This window comes from Novosphingobium rhizosphaerae, from assembly GCF_050920675.1.
GTDB lineage: Bacteria > Pseudomonadota > Alphaproteobacteria > Sphingomonadales > Sphingomonadaceae > Novosphingobium > Novosphingobium rhizosphaerae.
Window position 1 is genome coordinate 2,584,535 of sequence record NZ_CP137861.1, and the last position, 18,351, is coordinate 2,602,885.

The window sequence follows — 18,351 nt, forward strand, 5'->3', positions numbered from 1 at the left end:
GTCAGGCGACCAGGTCTGCCGGCACCAGTTCGGCCAGCAAGGCATCGAGCAGCGGCATCCCCGCCTCGGTCACCACCAGCCGGGTGCCGGTTTCGCGCAGCAGGCCATTGCGGCCGTGAAACGCGCGCTTGGCCGGATCGATCAGCAGCGCTTCGGGCAGGCCGAACCGGGTGGCCAGCGCGCCCACGTCCACCCCTTCGGCCAGGCGCAGGCCCATAAGCAGCGCTTCGCTGGCCTGTTCGCTGCGGCCCAGCGCGCGTTCCTGCGCCAGGCCATGGCCTTGCTGCGCCACGGCGCGCAGATAGTTTTCGGGCTTCTTGTGGCGCACCGTGGCGGTGTGCAGCCGCCGGCCGTGGGCACCAGGCCCGATGCCGGCATAGTCGCCATAGCGCCAATAGGTCAGGTTGTGGCGGCTTTCCTCGCCCGGCCTGGCGTGGTTGCTGATTTCATAGGCAGGCAGGCCGGCCGCGTTCATCCGCTCGCGTGTCAGCGCGAAGAGATCGCCGGCGGCATCGTCATCCAGCGGGGTGAAGCGCCCCTCACGCACCAGCGTGGCAAAGCGCGTGCCGGGTTCGATCGTCAACTGGTACAGCGACATATGACCGGTGCCGAGCGCCAGCGCGCGGTCCAGTTCGGCCAGCCAGCTTTCGGGCGTATGGCCGGGGCGGGCATAGATCAGGTCGAACGTCACCCGCGCGAAATGGCGCTGCGCTACGTCAAGCGCGGCCAGTCCCTCTTCGGCATTGTGCAGCCGCCCCAGGAAATGCAGCGTCTCGTCGTCCAGCGCCTGGAGCCCAAGCGACACGCGGTTGATGCCAGCACCTGCCAGCGCGGCAAAATTGGCCGCTTCGACCGAGGATGGATTGGCTTCCAGCGTGATCTCGATGCTGTCGGACAGGCGCCAGTGCTGCCCGGCCGCCTCGATCAACCGCGCTACCAGCGCGGGCGGCATCAACGAGGGCGTGCCGCCGCCGAAAAAGATCGAGGTCAACTCCCGCCCTGGCAACAGCGCCGCCTCGTGCGCCATGTCGGCCAGCAAGGCGGCTTCCCATGCGGCCATGTCGGTCTTGGCGCGGACATGGCTGTTGAAGTCGCAATAGGGGCACTTGGCGAGGCAGAACGGCCAATGGATATAGAGGGCGAGTGGGGGCATTTTTACTCCAGATAGGGTTGTTTCAGGCTTCCACCACCCCCCGACCCCCTCCTCTGAAGAGGAGGGGGAGTAGTCGGCTTCCAAAGCCCCCTCCTCTTCAGAGGAGGGGGTTGGGGGTGGTGCGAACCCTAAAGCAACCTACCCCGCAAACTGCGCGGCGACCAGCTTGGCAAAGGCCCGCGCGCGATGGCTCACCGCGTTCTTCTGCGCCGGGTCGATCTCGGCAAAGGTTTGCGTCCCACCCTCCGGCACGAACACCGGGTCATAGCCAAAGCCCAGCGTGCCGCGCGGCGGCCAGGTCAGCGTGCCGTCGATCCGCCCTTCAAAGGTCTGCGTCTCGCCATCGGGCCAGGCCAGTGCCAGCATCGAGGTGAACCAGGCGTCGCGCGGCGCATCGGGGCCAAGCTGGGCCAGCTTGCCCTCCACTTTGCCCATCGCCATGTACCAATCGCGCCCGGGGCCGCCTTCCAGCGGGCTCGCTTCGGCCCAATCGGCGGTATAGACGCCGGGCGCGCCGCCCAGCGCCGCCACGCTCAGCCCGGAATCATCCGACAGCGCGGGAAGGTTGGCGGCCTTGGCGGCGGCATGCGCCTTGATCAGCGCGTTTTCGGCAAAGGTCGTGCCGGTTTCTTCCGGTTCGGGCAGGCCCAGTTCCCCGGCCGACAGGCATTCCATGCCATAGGGCGCCAGCAAGGCCTGCATTTCCTTGAGCTTGCCCTTGTTGTGCGTGGCGATCACCAGCTTGCCGGGGGTGAGCTTGCGTGTCACCGCGTGACGGCCTTTTCCTGGGCGGCAAAGATGTCGTTGCAGCCCAGGCGCGCCAGGCGCAGCAGGCGCAGCAGCGCTTCTTCGTCATAGGTCGCGCCTTCGGCGGTCGCCTGCACTTCGGCGATATGGCCGCCTTCGATCAGCACGAAGTTGGCGTCGGCATCGGCCGAGCTGTCTTCGATGTAATCCAGGTCGAGCACCGGGGTGCCCTTGACGATGCCGCAGGAAATCGCCGCCACCTTGCGCGTCAGCGGATCCTCGGCAATCGCGCCGGCATCCATCAGCTTCTGCACCGCCAGGCGCAGCGCCACCCAGGCGCCGGAAATCGACGCGGTGCGCGTGCCGCCATCGGCCTGGATCACGTCGCAATCCAGGGTGATCTGGCGTTCACCCAGCTTCTTGAGATCGGTCACGGCGCGCAAGGAGCGGCCGATCAGGCGCTGGATTTCCTGGGTGCGGCCCGATTGCTTACCCTTGGCCGCCTCGCGGCTGCCGCGGGTGTGGGTGGCGCGGGGTAGCATCGAATATTCCGCCGTCACCCAGCCTTCGCCCTTGCCGCGCAGGAAGGGCGGCACGCGTTCTTCGACCGAAGCAGTGACCAACACCTTGGTATCGCCAAAGCCGATGAGGACGGAACCCTCGGCATGCTTGGTGAAATTGGTCTCGATAGTGATCGCCCGCATCTGATCGGCGGCGCGGCCGGAAGGACGCATGTAGAAATTCCTTGATGGTGGGTGCCTGAATTGGGCGCTGCCTTGGCCGATTGCGTGGCCAGTCGCAAGCAAATCCCTCCCGCAAGCAAATCCCTTGAGCCCCGGGCCAATGCTTCTACATAAGGGCGCGGTATGCATGGTCCCACGCTCACCGAACTGTCCAATCGCGCGCGCGACATTTTCCGTCTGGTCGTGGAAGGCTATATCGCGTCGGGCCAACCCGTCGGGTCCAAGACGCTGGCCGGCAGTGGCAGCGTCAATCTCTCGCCAGCCTCGATCCGCTCGGTGCTGCAGGAACTGCAGGATGCCGGGCTGCTTGCCGCGCCCCATACCAGCGCCGGACGCATGCCCACCGAAATGGGCCTGCGCTTGTTCGTCGACGGGATCATGCAAGTGGCCGAACCTTCGGCGGCCGAGCGTGCCCAAATCGAGCGCGGGCTGGAACGCAGCCGCGCGGGCGGCGGCACGATCGAGGCGGCCTTGGCTGCGGCCACCACAGCGCTCTCCGATCTTTCTGCCGGGGCGGCGGTGATCATGGTGCCCCGCCGCGAACCGCGCCTGGTGCAGCTTTCCTTCGTGCCGCTCTCGCCGTTGCGGGCGCTGGCCGTGCTGGTGGCCGAAGACGGCGCGATCGAGAACCGCGTGATCGACCTGCCGGCGCCGATCGCGCCGTTCGTGCTCGATCAGGCTTCCAACTATCTCACCGCGCGGCTGGCCGGGCGCACGCTGGGCGAGGCGGTCAGCGCCATTCGCGACGAGATCGCGGGCGGGCGCAGTGCGCTCGATGCGGCGAGCGCGGATCTGGTGCAGCGCGGGCTGGCGGTGTGGAGCATGGACGCGGCGCAGCGCCCGGTCCTGGTGGTGCGCGGTCAGGCCAACCTGCTCGATGAAACTGCGCTGGGCGATATCGAGCGCGTGCGGCAATTGCTGGACGAGCTGGAAAGCGCCGAGGCGATTGCCGGCGTTCTCGATGCCGCGCGCGAGGCGCAGGCCACGCGCATTTTCATCGGCAGCGAGAACCGCCTGTTCTCGCTCTCGGGTTCCTCGGTCATCGCCTCGCCCTGGCGCGATGGCGAAGGCCGGGTGGTCGGCGTGGTCGGCGTGATCGGCCCAACGCGGTTGAATTATGCGCGCGTCGTCCCCATGGTGGATTTCACGGCCCAATCCTTGGGCAAACTTATCGGACAAGACGGATTTTCACGCAAATGAGCGATAACGAGACGCGCCCCCATGACGCCGAAGTCGAAGCCGAACTGGCCGGCGTGCCTGATGATCTGAAGGACCAGGGCGCTCCTTCGGCCGATCATGCGGCCGAACTGGCCGCCCTGCGCGAATCGCTGGAAGTCGCCAAGCAGGACGTGCTTTACGCCAAGGCCGAAACCCAGAACGTGCGCCGCCGCATGGAAAAGGACATTGCCGACGGGCGCGCCTATGCCGCCACCAGCTTTGCCCGCGATATCCTTTCGGTGGCCGACAACCTTGCCCGCGCGCTGGAATCGATCCCGGCTGACTTGCGCGAGGATGAGAAGTTCAAGAACCTGGTGACCGGGCTTGAGGCCACTGGCCGCGAGATCGAAAAGGTCTTTGGCAACCACGGCATCAGCCGCATCGCCGCACGCGGCCTGCCGCTCGACCCGCATCAGCACCAGGCGATGATGGAAGTGCCCTCGGCCGAGCATGAACCCGGCACCGTGGTGCAGGAACTCCAGGCCGGCTACACCATCAAGGACCGCCTGCTGCGCCCGGCGATGGTCGTGGTCGCCAAGAAGCCGGATTGACCCGACAGGTCGCTCCAGGCCCCGCATCAGACAAAAGCCCCCGCCTGGGAAAAGGTGGGGGCTTTTGGTTTCGAGGCCTCATATCGCTTGCCAGCAACACGCTAACACGGAACCAAACCTGCCCCTCCATCGTAACCTCTCGTGACAACGGGAGGCATATGGAGGATTTCTCATGGGTAGGAAGTTCCTGATTCCCGCTTCTATGGCTCTGGCGGCGCTTTCGCTGGCCGGGTGCGCGCGCAACTATGCGGGCGAAGGTGGTTTGGCTGGTGCCGGCGTTGGCGCGGCGGTGGCCGGTGTTTCCGGCGGCAATATCGGCACGGGCGCGGCCATCGGCGGCGCGGTGGGCGCGGCGGCCGGTTCGCAGGTCAAGAAGGACTGCTGGCGGACCGACGCCGACGGGCGCAACTACCGCGTCTGCTGATCAGAATGGCAGCACTGCCCGATAGGCCGGCAAGGGCGGCCGATCGGGCAGTTGCGCGCCTTGCTGCAACAAGAAGGCATGGCGCACGATTTCGGCCTGCTGTTCCAGGCCATAGCGGGCAAATCGCTTGCCCGGTTCCAGCCGATACTCATAGCGGCAAAATGGATGCCGCCGCAAAGGCAGGAAAATGCCTTGTTGCCATTGCCATACGTGGCAAAGCTCATGGATGAGCAAGCCCTGCAGGCTCAACCGTTCGCGCGAAAAGTCGGCTGACCAGAAATCGGCGCGCGGGTGAAAATGAATATGCCCAGCCGGCGCCATGACCACGTTGGTTTTCTGGAACGGCCACCAGCGCCGCCGGCGCAACTCCACGCGCGGCCAGTCTATGGCATCGCGAAAGATGCTGCGCCCCAGCGCCACTTCCCCGGCCGTGAGCGGGCGGGCATGCATCGCCGCCACGCGCCGCCCTCACATATGGTCCATGTGTCCCATATCGCCCGCGGCTTCGGCGCCGCCGGGGCCCACCACCTTGGCCTTGGTCGTCGCCTTGTCGCCATTGTCGAGCGTGATCGTCAATTCGGTCACGCCGCCCGCCTTGAGGCTGGGCGCAAGGTCGAACAGCATGACATGGTTGCCACCTGGCTTGAATTCCACGCTCTTGCCCGATTGCAATGCGACCGTCTGCAGGGGTGACATCTGCATCATGCCATCCTTCATCGCGCTTTCGTGCATTTCCGCGCGGCCAGCGCCATCCACATGCACCGCCACCAGTTGGCGGTCAGGGCCGCTGCCCTGGGCCACGGTGAAATAGGCGACGCCGGGATTGCCGGCCACGGCGGGCAGTTGCACGGTGGCGTCGGTCAGCGTGGTGCCCGGTGCGTTTTCCGGCGTGGCATCGAGGCTTGCCGCCGCGCTCGGGCTTTCCTGCGGCGCAGGCTTGCTGCAGCCAGCCAGTGCCAGGGCGAGGCCAAGGCTCACGGTTGCAAAGGCAAGGCGGGCAGGAACTTGTGCGCGCATGGCGGGCGATCCTTCTTTTCGATAAGCGTGAAAATGTGGGCCAGCCATAGCACGCGCGGGGCTTGTGCCAAGCGCAAGCGCACCTATATCCCGCCCGTAACGAGCCGCCAAGGTGGCGCCTGCCCACAAGGGGGACGCCCGAGTTAGCGGTGTCAACACGCAAGGATATGGGGAAACATGGCTAAAGTTATTGGTATCGACCTCGGCACGACCAACAGCTGCGTCGCGGTGATGGATGGGGGTACGCCCAAGGTCATCGAGAATTCGGAAGGCGCACGCACGACGCCTTCGATCGTGGCCTTCACCAAGGACGGCGAGCGCCTGATCGGCCAGCCGGCCAAGCGCCAGGCCGTGACCAACCCTGACAACACGATCTTCGCGGTCAAGCGTCTGATCGGCCGTCGCTTCGACGATCCGCTGACCCAGAAGGACACCGAACTGGTGCCCTACACGATCACCAAGGGCAAGAACGGCGATGCTTGGGTCAAGGCCGGTGGGCAGGATTACAGCCCGTCGCAGATTTCGGCCTATACCCTTCAGAAGATGAAGGAAACCGCCGAAAGCTACCTCGGCGAAACCGTGACGCAGGCGGTGATTACCGTGCCGGCGTACTTCAACGACGCACAGCGCCAGGCAACCAAGGATGCCGGCCAGATCGCGGGTCTTGAAGTGCTGCGCATCATCAACGAACCCACGGCGGCCGCGCTCGCCTATGGCCTCGACAAGCAGGACGGCAAGACCATTGCCGTGTACGACCTTGGCGGCGGCACCTTCGACATCTCCATCCTGGAAATCGGCGATGGCGTGTTCGAAGTGAAGTCCACCAACGGCGATACGTTCCTGGGCGGCGAAGACTTCGACACCGCGCTGGTCGAATACCTGGCGGACAAGTTCAAGAGCAAGGAAGGCCTTGACCTGCGTGGCGACAAGCTTGCCCTGCAGCGCCTCAAGGAAGCGGCGGAAAAGGCCAAGATCGAGCTGTCTTCGGCCCAGACCACCGAAATCAACCTGCCCTTCATCACCGCGCGCATGGAAGGTGGCAGCACCACCCCGCTGCACCTGGTGGAAACCATCACCCGTTCGGATCTTGAGCGGCTGGTCGGCAAGCTGATCGATCGCACGCTCGAACCCTGCCGCAAGGCGCTGGCCGATGCCGGCCTCACCGCCAAGGACATCGACGACGTGGTGCTCGTGGGCGGCATGACCCGCATGCCCAAGGTGCGCGACGTGGTGAAGGACTTCTTCGGCAAGGACCCGCACACCGGCGTGAACCCTGACGAAGTCGTGGCCATGGGCGCGGCCATCCAGGCCGGCGTGCTCCAGGGCGACGTCAAGGACGTGCTGCTGCTCGACGTGACCCCGCTTTCGCTGGGTATCGAAACGCTGGGCGGCATCATGACCAAGATGATCGACCGCAACACCACGATCCCCACCAAGAAGAGCCAGGTCTATTCGACCGCGGAAGACAACCAGCAGGCCGTGACCATCCGCGTGTTCCAGGGCGAACGCGAAATGGCGCAGGACAACAAGCTGCTGGGCCAGTTCGACCTGCTCGGCATTCCGCCCGCACGGCGCGGCGTGCCGCAGATCGAAGTGACGTTCGACATCGACGCCAACGGCATCGTCAACGTTTCGGCCAAGGACAAGGGCACCGGCAAGGAACAGCAGATCCGCATCCAGGCATCGGGCGGCCTGTCCGACGCCGATATCGACCAGATGGTGCGCGATGCTGAAAAGTTCGCGGCCGACGACAAGAAGCGTCGCGAAGCGGCCGAGGCCAAGAACAACGCCGAAAGCCTGGTCCACGCCACCGAGCGCCAGCTCGAAGAGCATGGCGACAAGGTTGACGCTGGCCTCAAGGCCGAAATCGAAGCGGCCCTGGCGGAAGCCAAGACCGCGATCGAAAGCGGCAATGTTGAAGAAATGACCGCCAAGACCCAGGCTCTCACCGACAAGGCGATGAAGCTGGGCCAGGCGATCTACGAGAAGGAACAGGCCGGTGCCGCCTCGCCCGGCGCGGAAGCGCCCAAGGACGATGGCGTTGTCGACGCCGAGTTCTCGGAAGTGGACGACACCAAGGCTTGATCTGCAACATGACCCCCTCCCTTGCCCCGATACCGGGCAGGGGAAGGGGAGAGGGGACCAGGAACGCCTAATCATGGCTTTCGCCCAGGCCCTCTCCCCTTGTGGGGAGAGGGCTTTCTTATGGCAGTCGAAGCCGATTATTACGAATTGCTGGAAGTGGAGCGCACGGCTGATGACAAGGTCATCAAGACGGCTTTCCGCAAGCTGGCGATGAAATACCACCCGGACAAGAATCCGGGTTGCCAGGATTCCGAGGCCAAGTTCAAGCAGATCAACGAGGCCTATGCCTGCCTCTCTGATCCGCAGAAACGCGCCGCCTATGATCGCTATGGCCATGCCGCGTTCCAGCAGGGCGGCCCCGGCGGCGGCGGTGCAGGCGGCTTTGGCGGCGGCGATTTCGGCGACATCGGCGATATCTTCGAAACGATCTTCGGCGGCGCCTTTGGCGGCGGCGGTGGCCGGCAGCAAAGCCGGCGCGGCGCAGACTTGCGCTATGACATGGAAATCACGCTGGAAGAGGCGTTCCATGGCAAGACCGCCGAAATCAAGGTGGAAGTCTCGCAGCCGTGCGAACCGTGCAAGGGCTCGGGCGCCACGCCCGGTACCTCTGCCCGTCGCTGCAACTTGTGCGGCGGCCATGGCAAGGTGCGGGCGCAGCAGGGCTTCTTCATGGTCGAACGCGCCTGCCCCAACTGCCACGGGCGCGGCGAAGTGATCGAAAAGCCCTGCCGCCATTGCCGCGGCGAAGGCCGGGTAGACATGCCGCAGACCCTGGCGGTGGACGTGCCCGCCGGCGTGGATACCGGCACCCGTATCCGCCTGGCCGGCAAGGGCGAGGCCGGGCCGAATGGTGCCCCGGCAGGCGATCTCTACATCTTCCTGCACATCGCGCGGCACAAGGTGTTCGAACGCGACGGCACCACGCTGCTGACGCGCGCGCCGATCAGCTTCACCACGGCCGCGCTGGGCGGGGAAATCGAAATCCCCGGCCTCGACGGCAGCCGTCACACCATCGAAATTCCCGCCGGCATCCAGTCGGGCAAGCAGCTGCGCAAGCGCGGCGCGGGCATGCCCGTGCTGCAAGGGCGCGGTTCGGGCGATCTCGTGGTGGAAATCCAGGTGGAAACCCCAAGCCGGCTTTCGGCCCGCCAGCGCGAATTGCTGCGCGAATTCCAGGCCACCGAAACCGGCGAGGAATGCCCCCAATCCAAGGGCTTCTTCGAACGCATCAAGGACGCCTGGACCGATCTGACGGACTAAGGTCGGGTAAACTCCAACACTACCCCGACCCCCTCCTCTTCAGAGGAGGGGGTCGGGGGGTGGTGGAACCCTGGCTCCCCCGTTGCAAACCGCGCCTCAACCTCCCCGCGAATCCCCGGCACCAACCCCCGCTCGGCCCGCAACCTCGGCTCTTCCTCATCCAGGATCGCCAGAAAGGCATCGCGCTTGAAGCCGTCCACCAGCGCGGGATCGAGCGGCACGTCAAGCGTGGAGCAGACCATGTCGATCAGCCGCTCTGCGCCGTTGAGGCGACCCCACAAGTAGTCGTTCTCGCGCCAGGCACGGCTGAAGAAGGCGCCAAAGTGGGTGAAGGCAATGCCCTTGAGGCAGGCGCGCGTGCCGCCGTCGCGGATCGCGGTGGCGTCTTCGGGTGAAATGCGGTCCACTTTGACCGGATCGAATTCGCCCAGGCCATCGCCCTGGAACAGCGGCAGCGTGGCCACGTCATAAAACGGAAAGCCCAGGTAGGCGTGGAGGAAACGGCGGCGCAGCGCCTTGTCCATCGCGCCCAGCGCATGGACGAACATGCCATCCACTTCATCGTCCAGCCGCGCCAGATCGCGCCGGGCGGCAATCGCCGCCAGCACCGCGCCGGGGTCTTCGCGCACCACGGCGGCGCTGGCGGCAAAGCCGGGGCCCAGCCCGTGCAGGCTGGCGCGCGCCTGGTACAGCGCTTGCGCGCGATAGACCACGTCGCGCGCCGCCTCGCGCGCGGCGGGCGCGATCTCGGCCGCCTCGTCCCAATCGGTGGTCAGCCGCCGGGCCAGCAGTTTCAGGCGGCGGATGCGAAATGACAGGTCGTGCGCGCGGAAAAAGGCAATGGCCGGGGAGGTTGCGCCGCCGCCTCGCGCGCTCAGGTTGTCCAGCCCCTGCTGCGCCAGGTGATGCCACAGGGCTTCTTCCACCCCGGCGTTGTCGTCGGCGGGCAGGGCCTGGGTGATCAACTCGGCCAGATCGCCCACGATTCCCGCCAGCTTGACCTGGGCATAGCCGTGAAAGGCATAGCCGGCCTGCTGGGCGGCGGCCTGCTGCGCCCGTGCGCGCCAGCCGATCAGCCGCTTGGGATTGGGCCAATCGAAGAACAGCGTGTGGCCGAACAGGCGCGCCACGGTATCCTCGATCTCGCCCTGCAGCGAATCGACGATGGCGCGCAGCCGCAGCCGCTCGCGCGATTGCCGTTCCAGCGCTTCCAGGTTGTCGCGGATCGGCTGCTCGCGGGGGATTGTGGAAAGCGCGCCAAAGATGGCAGAGAGAAAGCCAACCGGCGCGGCGGGCTGCGGCCCTTGCGCCGGGGCATGCGGCGCGGGATCGAGATAGACGAAGCGCCGGTCCACTTCGCGCCGGGAGGGCCGGCTGCCCAGCGCCGCCATCGCGGGCGCAAACGGCCGGTTGACCAAGACCGCCCCATCGACAAGCGCGGCCTGGTCCAGCGTCCCGCGCCGCCAACGCTGCGGCATGATGCGCTGCAGGAAAGCCGATCGGCTCGGCCAGGCCTCGCCCCGCTCGGCCGCCAGCATGTCGATCTCGGCCAGGGTCAGCGGCGGAAAGGCGCCGGGAAAACTCGCCGTCGCGCGCGCGGCCATGACCAGTTCGGGCACCGGCGCCAGGCCTTCGCCGGTATGCGCGCGCGCTTCGGCGCGAAAGCCGATGGCCAGGCGGTGTTCGTTTTCCTCCACCACCGGCGGGCTGTTGAGCCGCAGCGGGGCAGGGTGCCCGGCAAAATCGGTGGCCGTCACCATCAGGTCGATCGGGTGGCCCGGCGGCAAGAGCGGCGCGGCATTGCCGCTGCGCGCCATGGCATCGAGTGCCTCGGCCAGCAGGCGGGAAAAGCCGATGCCGCTGAACGGCGGGGCAAACCAGCGCGCGCGGATCAGCCGCGAAACCTTGCGGCGCACTTCCCCGCGCGTTTCAGGCCCCACTTCCTGTGCCAGTTCGCCGCCGCTGCGGCGCAGGGCTGGCCAGCGCAGCACGGCCCAGACGAGCGGCTGGGCCCAGAACTTGGCGAAGCGCCCCCACGGCCGCGCATCGGGATCAAGCAGCACGTCGCTGTCGGCCCGCGCCAGCCACAGCCGGGTCAGTGGCTCCAGGCTTTGCCCGGTGACCAGGGCCTGGGCCAGAAACACCGCGTTGATGCCTCCGGCACTGGCGCCGGAAAGAATGTCGACCAGCACGCGCAATCGCTGCCCGCGCTGGGCGTGGATGGTGTCGAGCAGCCGCATCCACACGTCTTCGATGCCGGGCTTGGGCGTCACCATCGGCGGGCCCTTGGCATGCACCGCGCAACTCGCGCGCGAGAGGTGCCACAACTCCTTGGTAACCCCATGCATATAGACCGCCAGGCTGATGCCGCCGGTGGAAACAAGGGCCAGGCGCAGTTCTTTCTGCCGCATGCGCGCCAGCATGGCAGGGATTGACGCACTCGGCCAGTAGGGAGGAGAGGCTGTAAGCCAAGCCGACGTTGTTAACCGTGACTTGTCAGATTCACCGACAATTTACCCACGCGGGCTTATGCCGCTGCTAACGATACGCCCGTTCACGCAATGCCAGTCAACGAAGCGCCCATGCCGGGCACAGTGGGATACCCTTGGCCTGATGATCCGCCTGTTCAAACACTATATCCCCAATGCCGTTTTCCTGCTGGGAATGATCGATTTCTGGCTGCTGATCCTGGCGGGTGAACTGGGCTGGATGGTGCGTGCGCACCAGATCGGCATCGATGTGGGCAGCCCGGCCGACCGGGTCATGCCGCTGCTCACCTTTGCCGTGCTGGTGCATACCGCGATGGTTTCGGTGGGCGTCTATGGCTCCGATGCGCTGCGCTCGATGCGCTATGCCACGGCGCGGCTGATGGTGGCCGTCAGCCTTGGGATCATCGCGCTATCGGTCGTCTATTTCCTCATCCCGGGGCGCACGCTGTGGCGCTCCAACCTGTTCTACGCCATGGTCATCTCGCTGGTGCTGCTGGTGGGCGTGCGCCTGGTGCTGGGCGGGTTTCTGGGCACCGCCGCGTTTCGCCGCCGCGTGCTGGTGCTGGGCGCCGGCAACCGCGCCGACCGGCTGCGCAAGCTGGGCGAGCGGCCCGAATCCGGCTTCGTCATCGTTGGCTATGTGGCGATGAGCGGCCAGCCCCCCGTGGTGGAAGAGGCGATCAGCCGTGACGCATTGCCCAATCTCACCCGCTTTGTCGAAAACCTGGGGGTGAGCGAAGTGGTCCTGGCGCTGGAGGAGCGGCGCAACGCCCTGCCGCTCAAGGACCTCCTGCGGATCAAGACCACCGGCGTCCACGTGAATGATTTCTCCACTTTCGTGGAGCGCGAGACCGGCCGCGTCGATCTCGATACGGTCAATCCCAGCTGGCTGATCTTTTCCGACGGATTTTCCTCTGGCCGGATGCTGTCGGGCGCGATCAAGCGGGCGTTCGATATCTGCGCCAGCGTGATTCTGCTGGTGCTCACCGCTCCGATCATCGTGCTGTTCGCGATCCTGGTAAAGCTCGACAGCAAGGGCCCGGCGTTCTTTCGGCAGACCCGCGTGGGTCTTTATGGCGAGACGTTCAATCTCATCAAGCTGCGCTCCATGCGCACCGATGCCGAAGTGGATGGCGCGCAATGGGCCGCCAAGAACGACCCGCGCGTTACCCGCATCGGCCGCCTGATCCGCAAGCTGCGCATCGACGAACTGCCCCAGACCTGGACTGTGCTCAAGGGCCAGATGAGCTTCGTGGGCCCGCGTCCCGAACGGCCCGAATTCGTGTCCGACCTGGAAGAGCACCTGCCCTATTATGCCGAGCGGCACATGGTGAAGCCGGGCATCACCGGGTGGGCGCAGATCAACTATCCTTACGGCGCCTCGATCGAAGATGCGCGGCACAAGCTGGAATACGATCTCTATTACGCCAAGAACTACACCCCCTTCCTCGACCTGCTGATCCTGCTGCAGACCCTGCGCGTGGTGCTGTGGCACGAAGGTGCGCGCTGAGGGGCTGCGCACGATGCTCGCCCCGGTGGGATGGATAGGGCTGGGCCAATGGGTCTTCGTGCTGGCGGCGTTCGGCGCGCTGGTGCTGGGCATGTGGCAGGTGGAACGGCAGCGGCGGGGCAAGCCGGTCAGCCGCGCCGCCGTGGGGGCCGTGCTGGTCAGTGCCGTCTGGGCGCTGCTCCAGGCTGCGCTCGCCCCGGGCGATCCGCTGGCGTTGATGGCCGACGTGGCACGCAACCTGGCCTGGCTGCTGGTGATCTATGCCCTGTTCGCGCGCGACGGGCGGCACGAATCGGTTGCGCCGGTGCGCCCGGTGCTGGTGGTGCTGGCCGTGGTGGAACTGCTGCAACTGGCGCTGATGGTGCTCGACTGGCGATTCCGCATGGTTGCGCCGGCCGTGGCGATGATCTTCCAGATTTCGGTCATGCTGCGCCTGCTGGTCATCACCGGCGCGCTGGTCCTGGTGCACAATCTTTATGCTGGGGCCATGACCGCCCAGCGCGCGGCTGTGCGGTGGACCTGCGCGGCGCTGGCCCTGATCTGGGGCTACGATCTCAATTTCTACACCATCGCCTATCTGGTGCGCGGCACGCCGGCCGAACTCGTCGCCCTGCGTGCGCTCGCGGCGCTGCTCGGCGTGGTGCTGCTGGCCACCGGCGCGGCGCGAGAGCGCGCAACGGGGCGTTTTTCCCCCTCGCGCGCGGTGGCGTTCCAGTCGCTCTCGCTGCTGGTGATCGGTGGGTACATGCTGGTCATGGTGGGCGTGGCGCAGTCCGTTGCCTGGGCAGGGGGCAATGCCACCATGCTCACGCAACTGGGCTTTGTCTTTGCCACCACGGTGCTGGTGCTGGCGCTGATGCCCTCGGGACGGCTGCGCAGCTGGCTCAACGTGATGGTGTCCAAGCACTTTTTCCAGCACCGCTATGACTATCGCGCCGAATGGCTGCGGTTTACCAACACCATCGGGCGCGGCGGCGCGCGGGTGGGCGCCGATGGCGGCGCCGATGCCGTGCCCTTGCACGCCCGCGTGGTCCAGGCCGTGGCCGATATCACCGACAGTGCGCGCGGCGCGCTGCTGGTGCCGGCCGACGGTGGCGAGCTGGTCCTGGCTGCCCGCTGGCAATGGGCCACGCTCGATGTGCCGGCGCAAGCGATGGACGCGGCCGGCGCGGCCTTTTTCGAACGCGGTGGCTTCATCGTCGATCTCGACGAAGTGCGCGGCGGGATCGACCACCAGGGGGAGGCCGCCGTCACCCCGGCGTGGATGATCGCCGAAGAGTCGATCTGGGCGCTCGTCCCGCTGCTCCACTTCGATCGGCTGGTTGGCCTTGTCGTGCTGGGTCGCCCGGCCGTGGCGCGCAAGCTCGATTGGGAGGATTTCGATCTGCTGCGCGTGGTCGGCCACCAGCTCGCCAGCTATATCGCCGAAAGCAACGGGCAGCTTGCCCTGCTCGAAGCCAGCCGGTTCGATGAATTCAACCGCCGCATCGCCTTCGTGATGCACGATATCAAGAACCTGGCGAGCCAGCTTGGCCTGCTGGCGCGCAACGCGCAGCGCCATGCCGACAATCCCGAATTCCGCAAGGACATGCTCGTCACGCTGAGCAATTCGGCCGACAAGCTCAATGCCCTGCTGGCCCGCCTTTCGCGCTATGGCGCGGGCAATGTCGAGCAGCTTTCCCCGGTCGATGCCGGGGCCGTGGCGCAGGCGCTGGCCGCGCGCTGGCCCCAGGTGGCCGGCCACGCCCACGTGGCGCTGGTAGAGGCCGATCCTTGCGTGATCATGGCCCATCGCGAAACGCTGGACCAGGTTCTGGCCCATCTCGTGCAGAATGCCGTCGATGCCAGCCCGCCCGCGCGCACCGTGGTGATGCAGGTGCGCAGCGAAGGCCTGCACGGCTGCATCGACGTGATCGACACCGGCAGCGGGATGAGCGCCGAATTCGTGCGCAATGGCCTGTTCAAGCCATTCGTTTCCACCAAGCCGGGCGGCTTTGGCATCGGCGCGTTCGAAGCGCGCGAACTGGTCCGCGCGATGCGCGGCCGGCTCGATGTGGAAAGCCGCGAAGGGCTGGGCAGCCGCTTTTCCGTGCGCCTGCCGCTGGCCAGCACCGCCGCCCTGTCTAACCCGGATTCCCAGCAGGACATTGCATGATGACCGATTCCCGCCCCAAGCTGCTTATCGTGGAAGACGATCCGGGGCTTCAGGCCCAGCTCAAATGGGCCTACGAGGATTTCGAGGTGTTCATCGCCGGTGATCGCGCCACTGCGCTCACGTTGCTGCGCGCCGAGGAGCCGGCGGTCGTCACGCTGGATCTGGGCCTGCCGCCCGATCCCGACGGTGTGAGCGAGGGGTTTGCCGTGCTGGATGCGATCATGGCGATCAAGCCCGATACCAAGGTCATCGTCGCATCGGGCCATGGCGCGCGCGAATCCGCGCTGCGTGCCGTGGCGCAAGGCGCCTATGACTTCTATCCCAAGCCGGTGGATATCGATGCGCTGGGCCTGATCGTGCGCCGCGCGCTGCACCTGCACCGGATCGAGGCGGAAAACCGCACGCTCGCCACCCGCGCCCCGGCCGATAACCGCGTGCTGGGCAACATGATCACGGCCGCGCCGGAAATGGTGAAAGTGGCCCGCACGATCGAACGGGTGGCCAACACCAATGTCTCGGTCATGCTGTTGGGCGCCAGCGGCACTGGCAAGGAATTGCTGGCGCGCGGTTTGCACGAGGCGTCGGGCCGGGCCAGCGGTGCGTTCGTGGCGATCAACTGCGCCGCGATCCCGGAAAACCTGCTGGAAAGCGAGCTGTTCGGCCACGAGAAGGGCGCCTTCACCGGCGCGGTCAAGACCACCGAGGGCAAGATCGAGCAGGCCAGTGGCGGTACGCTGTTCCTCGATGAAGTGGGCGACATTCCGCTCCAGCTCCAGGTCAAGCTGCTGCGCTTCCTGCAGGAACGCACGATCGAGCGGATTGGCGGGCGGCGCTCCATCGCGGTGGACACGCGCATCGTCTGTGCCACGCACCAGAACCTGGAAGCGATGATCGCCGACGGGCGCTTTCGCGAAGACCTGTGGTATCGCCTCGCCGAAATCGTGGTGAAGATCCCTGGCCTGGCGCAGCGGCCAGGCGATGCCACTTTGCTGGCCAAGGCGTTTCTCACCCGTTTTGCGGCGCAGATGAACCCGGCGGTCAAGGGCTTTGCCCCCGATGCCCTGGCTGCCATCGATGGCTGGGGCTGGCCGGGCAACGTGCGCGAACTGGAAAACCGGGTGAAGCGCGCGGTGATCATGGCCGACGGCAAGCTGGTGGCGGCCGCCGATCTCGATCTGCCCAATCCCGATGCGGCGGCAGACAATCCGCTCAATCTCAAGGCCGTGCGCGAGGCAGCCGATCGCAAGGCGATCCGCCATGCCCTGGCGCGCAGCGAGGGCAACATTTCCAGCACGGCGCGCCTGCTCGGCATCAGCCGGCCCACGCTCTATGACCTGCTCAAGCAGTATGACATGCATGGGTGATCGCGCCCGCGCCTTGCTAGCGCCCCTGCTCGGGCTGCTGCTGGCGCTGGTGCCGGTGGGGCAGGCGGTGGCCGATGGACCCCCGCTCGATGCCGTGCGGGCCAAGGCGCGCGCGGCCCTGGCGCGGCGTGACCCGATCTCTGCCGAAGTGGCCCTGCGCGAGGCCCTGCGCCATGGCGCCCCGGCCGATGCCCTGCGTGCCGATCTGGCCGCCGCGCTGCTGGCGCGCGGGGCGCGGGGGGATGCCCATCTCCTGCTTGATGGCGGCGCTGCCTTCACGCCCGATACGGCGGCTCTGGGTTGGCGCATGCGCGGCGAATTGGCCCTGGCCGATGGGCGCTTGCCCGACGCTGGCAAGGCTTTCGACCAGGCCTTGCGCCTGGCCCCGGCCGACGCGGACCTGTGGGTGTCGATCGCCCGCCTGCGCTTTGCCGGCGGGGAACAGGCCCAGGCGGTGGAAGCCGCCACGCGCGCCGTCGCGCTGGCGCCGCAGAACCCCCACGCCCTGGTGCTGCGCGGCATGCTGGTGCGCGAACAGTTCGGGCTGCGCGCCGCGCTACCGTGGTTCGAACAGGGCCTGGCGATTCGGCCCCAGGATCCCGATCTGCTGGCCGAATATGCCGCCACGCTGGGCGACATGGGCCAGGCCCGCGCCATGCTGGTGGTGGTGCGCAAGCTGGCCGAGGTCGATCCCGGCAATGTTCGCGCGCTCTATTTCCAGGCGGTGATCGCCGCGCGCGCCGGGCAGACCGATCTGGCCCGCAGCATTCTGCAACGCACCGGCACTGCGCTGCGCGACATGCCCGCCGCCATGCTCCTGGGCGGCGTGCTGGAATTCCGCGCCGGCAATTTCAGCGTCGCGTCAGGCCTGCTGGCGCGGCTGGTGCGGCTGCAACCCGATAATCTCCAGGCCCAGCAGTTGCTGGCCCGCGCGATCGCGCGCGAAGGCGATGTGCGCCAGGTGGCATGGCGCTGGGACGGCGTGGCGCGCCAGCCTTTCGCGCCGCCCTATCTCCAGGCGTTGGTGGCGCGTGCCTGGCAAAGGCTGGGCCAGCCGCGCCGCGCGCAGGGCTTGCTGGCGCCAGAGGCAAAGTCGCGCCCATTTGTTGCCATTCCGCCCGACTTGCCGCTCGGGGCGCTCGCCCTGCGCTATCAGGACGGGCCCAACTTCGCCGTGCTGGCCGTTCCCTATGCGCGCGGCCTGCTCGCCGCCCGGCAGTTCGACCAGGCTCGTGACGTGGCAGACCGCCTGCGCGCCGCCAATCCCGGCGCGGCCGAAGCCTGGCTTCTGGCGGGCGACACGCGCATGATGGCAGGCGACGCCCGCGGCGCGCTGACGCAATACGAAAACGCCGCCGCCATCCGTTTCAACGAACCCGTCCTGCGCCGCATGGACGCCGCCCTGCGCGCGGCCGGGCGCGGCCGGGACGCCGACGCCATGACCGCGCGCTACCTGGTGCAAAACCCCGCCAGCCTCACCGCCATGCGCCTGCTCGCCACGGCCTGGGCGGGCGGGGGGCGCCAGGCGGAAGCCCAGGCGATGGCCCAGGCGCTAAGGGCGCGCGATCAGGTGCTATGAGGTTCAACTCCCCCTCGTTTTCAGAGGAAGGGGGCAAACCCTCGCCCCGTTCGGGC

15 protein-coding genes are annotated in these 18,351 nt (G+C 66.9%); 9 read left to right on the forward strand and 6 right to left on the reverse strand.

Going from position 1 to position 18,351, the window contains the following annotated elements; genetic code table 11:
- Nucleotide 1: 1 nt before the first annotated feature.
- The 3 genes from hemW to rph form a co-directional block, all read right to left on the reverse strand.
- Nucleotides 2–1,153, reverse strand: a complete 1,152-nt coding sequence (gene hemW, locus R9J51_RS11825) for a radical SAM family heme chaperone HemW (RefSeq protein ID WP_179504552.1) — start codon at nucleotides 1,151–1,153, stop codon at nucleotides 2–4.
- A 138-nt stretch (nucleotides 1,154–1,291) separates the two neighbouring features.
- Nucleotides 1,292–1,921 carry an RdgB/HAM1 family non-canonical purine NTP pyrophosphatase gene (gene rdgB / locus R9J51_RS11830; RefSeq protein WP_179504553.1) on the reverse strand — a complete coding sequence of 210 codons (630 nt, stop codon included), beginning with the start codon at nucleotides 1,919–1,921 and terminating at the stop codon, nucleotides 1,292–1,294.
- On the reverse strand, nucleotides 1,918–2,634 hold the full coding sequence (rph, locus tag R9J51_RS11835; RefSeq protein WP_179504554.1) for a ribonuclease PH: 717 nt from the start codon (nucleotides 2,632–2,634) through the stop codon (nucleotides 1,918–1,920). Before rph ends, rdgB begins: the two co-directional genes overlap by 4 nt.
- Before the next feature lie 132 nt (nucleotides 2,635–2,766).
- Between rph and hrcA the strand changes: the two genes are divergently transcribed.
- From hrcA to R9J51_RS11850, 3 genes are all read left to right on the forward strand, one after another.
- On the forward strand, nucleotides 2,767–3,843 hold the full coding sequence (hrcA, locus tag R9J51_RS11840) for a heat-inducible transcriptional repressor HrcA (protein ID WP_168554648.1): 1,077 nt from the start codon (nucleotides 2,767–2,769) through the stop codon (nucleotides 3,841–3,843).
- A complete protein-coding gene (gene grpE, locus R9J51_RS11845) occupies nucleotides 3,840–4,412 on the forward strand; it encodes a nucleotide exchange factor GrpE (protein ID WP_179504555.1) in 573 nt (190 codons plus the stop codon). The genes hrcA and grpE overlap by 4 nt, the downstream gene beginning before the upstream one ends.
- 172 nt (nucleotides 4,413–4,584) lie before the next feature.
- Nucleotides 4,585–4,836, forward strand: a complete 252-nt coding sequence (locus R9J51_RS11850; RefSeq protein ID WP_179504556.1) for a glycine zipper domain-containing protein — start codon at nucleotides 4,585–4,587, stop codon at nucleotides 4,834–4,836.
- Here the strand turns inward: R9J51_RS11850 and R9J51_RS11855 are convergent, their stop codons facing one another.
- Both R9J51_RS11855 and R9J51_RS11860 read right to left on the reverse strand, forming a co-directional pair.
- Nucleotides 4,837–5,286 carry a vgr related protein gene (locus R9J51_RS11855; RefSeq protein WP_179506445.1) on the reverse strand — a complete coding sequence of 150 codons (450 nt, stop codon included), beginning with the start codon at nucleotides 5,284–5,286 and terminating at the stop codon, nucleotides 4,837–4,839.
- Nucleotides 5,287–5,304: 18 nt separating this feature from the next.
- Nucleotides 5,305–5,853 (reverse strand): copper chaperone PCu(A)C, encoded by a 549-nt coding sequence (locus tag R9J51_RS11860; protein WP_179504557.1) that lies wholly within the window; start codon nucleotides 5,851–5,853, stop codon nucleotides 5,305–5,307.
- A 177-nt stretch (nucleotides 5,854–6,030) separates the two neighbouring features.
- Here R9J51_RS11860 and dnaK point away from each other — a divergent pair, with 177 nt between their 5' ends.
- Both dnaK and dnaJ read left to right on the forward strand, forming a co-directional pair.
- Nucleotides 6,031–7,938 carry a molecular chaperone DnaK gene (gene dnaK, locus R9J51_RS11865; RefSeq protein WP_169474250.1) on the forward strand — a complete coding sequence of 636 codons (1,908 nt, stop codon included), beginning with the start codon at nucleotides 6,031–6,033 and terminating at the stop codon, nucleotides 7,936–7,938.
- Nucleotides 7,939–8,058: 120 nt separating this feature from the next.
- Entirely contained in the window at nucleotides 8,059–9,198 is a 1,140-nt protein-coding gene (gene dnaJ, locus R9J51_RS11870; protein ID WP_179504558.1) for a molecular chaperone DnaJ, read from the forward strand.
- Here the strand turns inward: dnaJ and R9J51_RS11875 are convergent.
- On the reverse strand, nucleotides 9,195–11,609 hold the full coding sequence (locus R9J51_RS11875) for a patatin-like protein (RefSeq protein WP_179504559.1): 2,415 nt from the start codon (nucleotides 11,607–11,609) through the stop codon (nucleotides 9,195–9,197). The genes dnaJ and R9J51_RS11875 overlap by 4 nt on opposite strands.
- A 202-nt stretch (nucleotides 11,610–11,811) precedes the next feature.
- Here R9J51_RS11875 and R9J51_RS11880 point away from each other — a divergent pair, with 202 nt between their 5' ends.
- From R9J51_RS11880 to R9J51_RS11895, 4 genes are read left to right on the forward strand one after another with little or no spacing between them, the layout of a single operon-like run.
- The gene (locus R9J51_RS11880) at nucleotides 11,812–13,197 is read left to right on the forward strand and encodes a TIGR03013 family XrtA/PEP-CTERM system glycosyltransferase (protein ID WP_179504560.1); all 1,386 of its coding nucleotides are present in this window, start codon (nucleotides 11,812–11,814) and stop codon (nucleotides 13,195–13,197) included.
- Nucleotides 13,187–15,352 carry an XrtA/PEP-CTERM system histidine kinase PrsK gene (gene prsK, locus R9J51_RS11885; RefSeq protein ID WP_432787413.1) on the forward strand — a complete coding sequence of 722 codons (2,166 nt, stop codon included), beginning with the start codon at nucleotides 13,187–13,189 and terminating at the stop codon, nucleotides 15,350–15,352. Before R9J51_RS11880 ends, prsK begins: the two co-directional genes overlap by 11 nt.
- Nucleotides 15,352–16,716: a PEP-CTERM-box response regulator transcription factor gene (gene prsR / locus R9J51_RS11890; protein WP_168555487.1), complete on the forward strand. Its 1,365-nt coding sequence runs from the start codon at nucleotides 15,352–15,354 to the stop codon at nucleotides 16,714–16,716. Before prsK ends, prsR begins: the two co-directional genes overlap by 1 nt.
- On the forward strand, nucleotides 16,709–18,295 hold the full coding sequence (locus R9J51_RS11895) for a tetratricopeptide repeat protein (RefSeq protein ID WP_179504562.1): 1,587 nt from the start codon (nucleotides 16,709–16,711) through the stop codon (nucleotides 18,293–18,295). The genes prsR and R9J51_RS11895 overlap by 8 nt, the downstream gene beginning before the upstream one ends.
- Nucleotides 18,296–18,351: the final 56 nt, after the last annotated feature.

Coding starts and splice junctions, on each gene's coding strand:
- dnaJ (WP_179504558.1), top strand. CDS start 8,059: ATGGCAGTCGAAGCCGATTATTACGAATTGCTGGAAGTGGAGCGCACG.
- R9J51_RS11850 (WP_179504556.1), top strand. CDS start 4,585: ATGGGTAGGAAGTTCCTGATTCCCGCTTCTATGGCTCTGGCGGCGCTT.
- grpE (WP_179504555.1), top strand. CDS start 3,840: ATGAGCGATAACGAGACGCGCCCCCATGACGCCGAAGTCGAAGCCGAA.
- R9J51_RS11855 (WP_179506445.1), bottom strand. CDS start 5,286: ATGCATGCCCGCCCGCTCACGGCCGGGGAAGTGGCGCTGGGGCGCAGC.
- R9J51_RS11860 (WP_179504557.1), bottom strand. CDS start 5,853: ATGCGCGCACAAGTTCCTGCCCGCCTTGCCTTTGCAACCGTGAGCCTT.
- rph (WP_179504554.1), bottom strand. CDS start 2,634: ATGCGTCCTTCCGGCCGCGCCGCCGATCAGATGCGGGCGATCACTATC.
- R9J51_RS11895 (WP_179504562.1), top strand. CDS start 16,709: ATGGGTGATCGCGCCCGCGCCTTGCTAGCGCCCCTGCTCGGGCTGCTG.
- dnaK (WP_169474250.1), top strand. CDS start 6,031: ATGGCTAAAGTTATTGGTATCGACCTCGGCACGACCAACAGCTGCGTC.
- prsR (WP_168555487.1), top strand. CDS start 15,352: ATGACCGATTCCCGCCCCAAGCTGCTTATCGTGGAAGACGATCCGGGG.
- R9J51_RS11880 (WP_179504560.1), top strand. CDS start 11,812: ATGATCCGCCTGTTCAAACACTATATCCCCAATGCCGTTTTCCTGCTG.
- hemW (WP_179504552.1), bottom strand. CDS start 1,153: ATGCCCCCACTCGCCCTCTATATCCATTGGCCGTTCTGCCTCGCCAAG.
- hrcA (WP_168554648.1), top strand. CDS start 2,767: ATGCATGGTCCCACGCTCACCGAACTGTCCAATCGCGCGCGCGACATT.
- R9J51_RS11875 (WP_179504559.1), bottom strand. CDS start 11,609: ATGCGGCAGAAAGAACTGCGCCTGGCCCTTGTTTCCACCGGCGGCATC.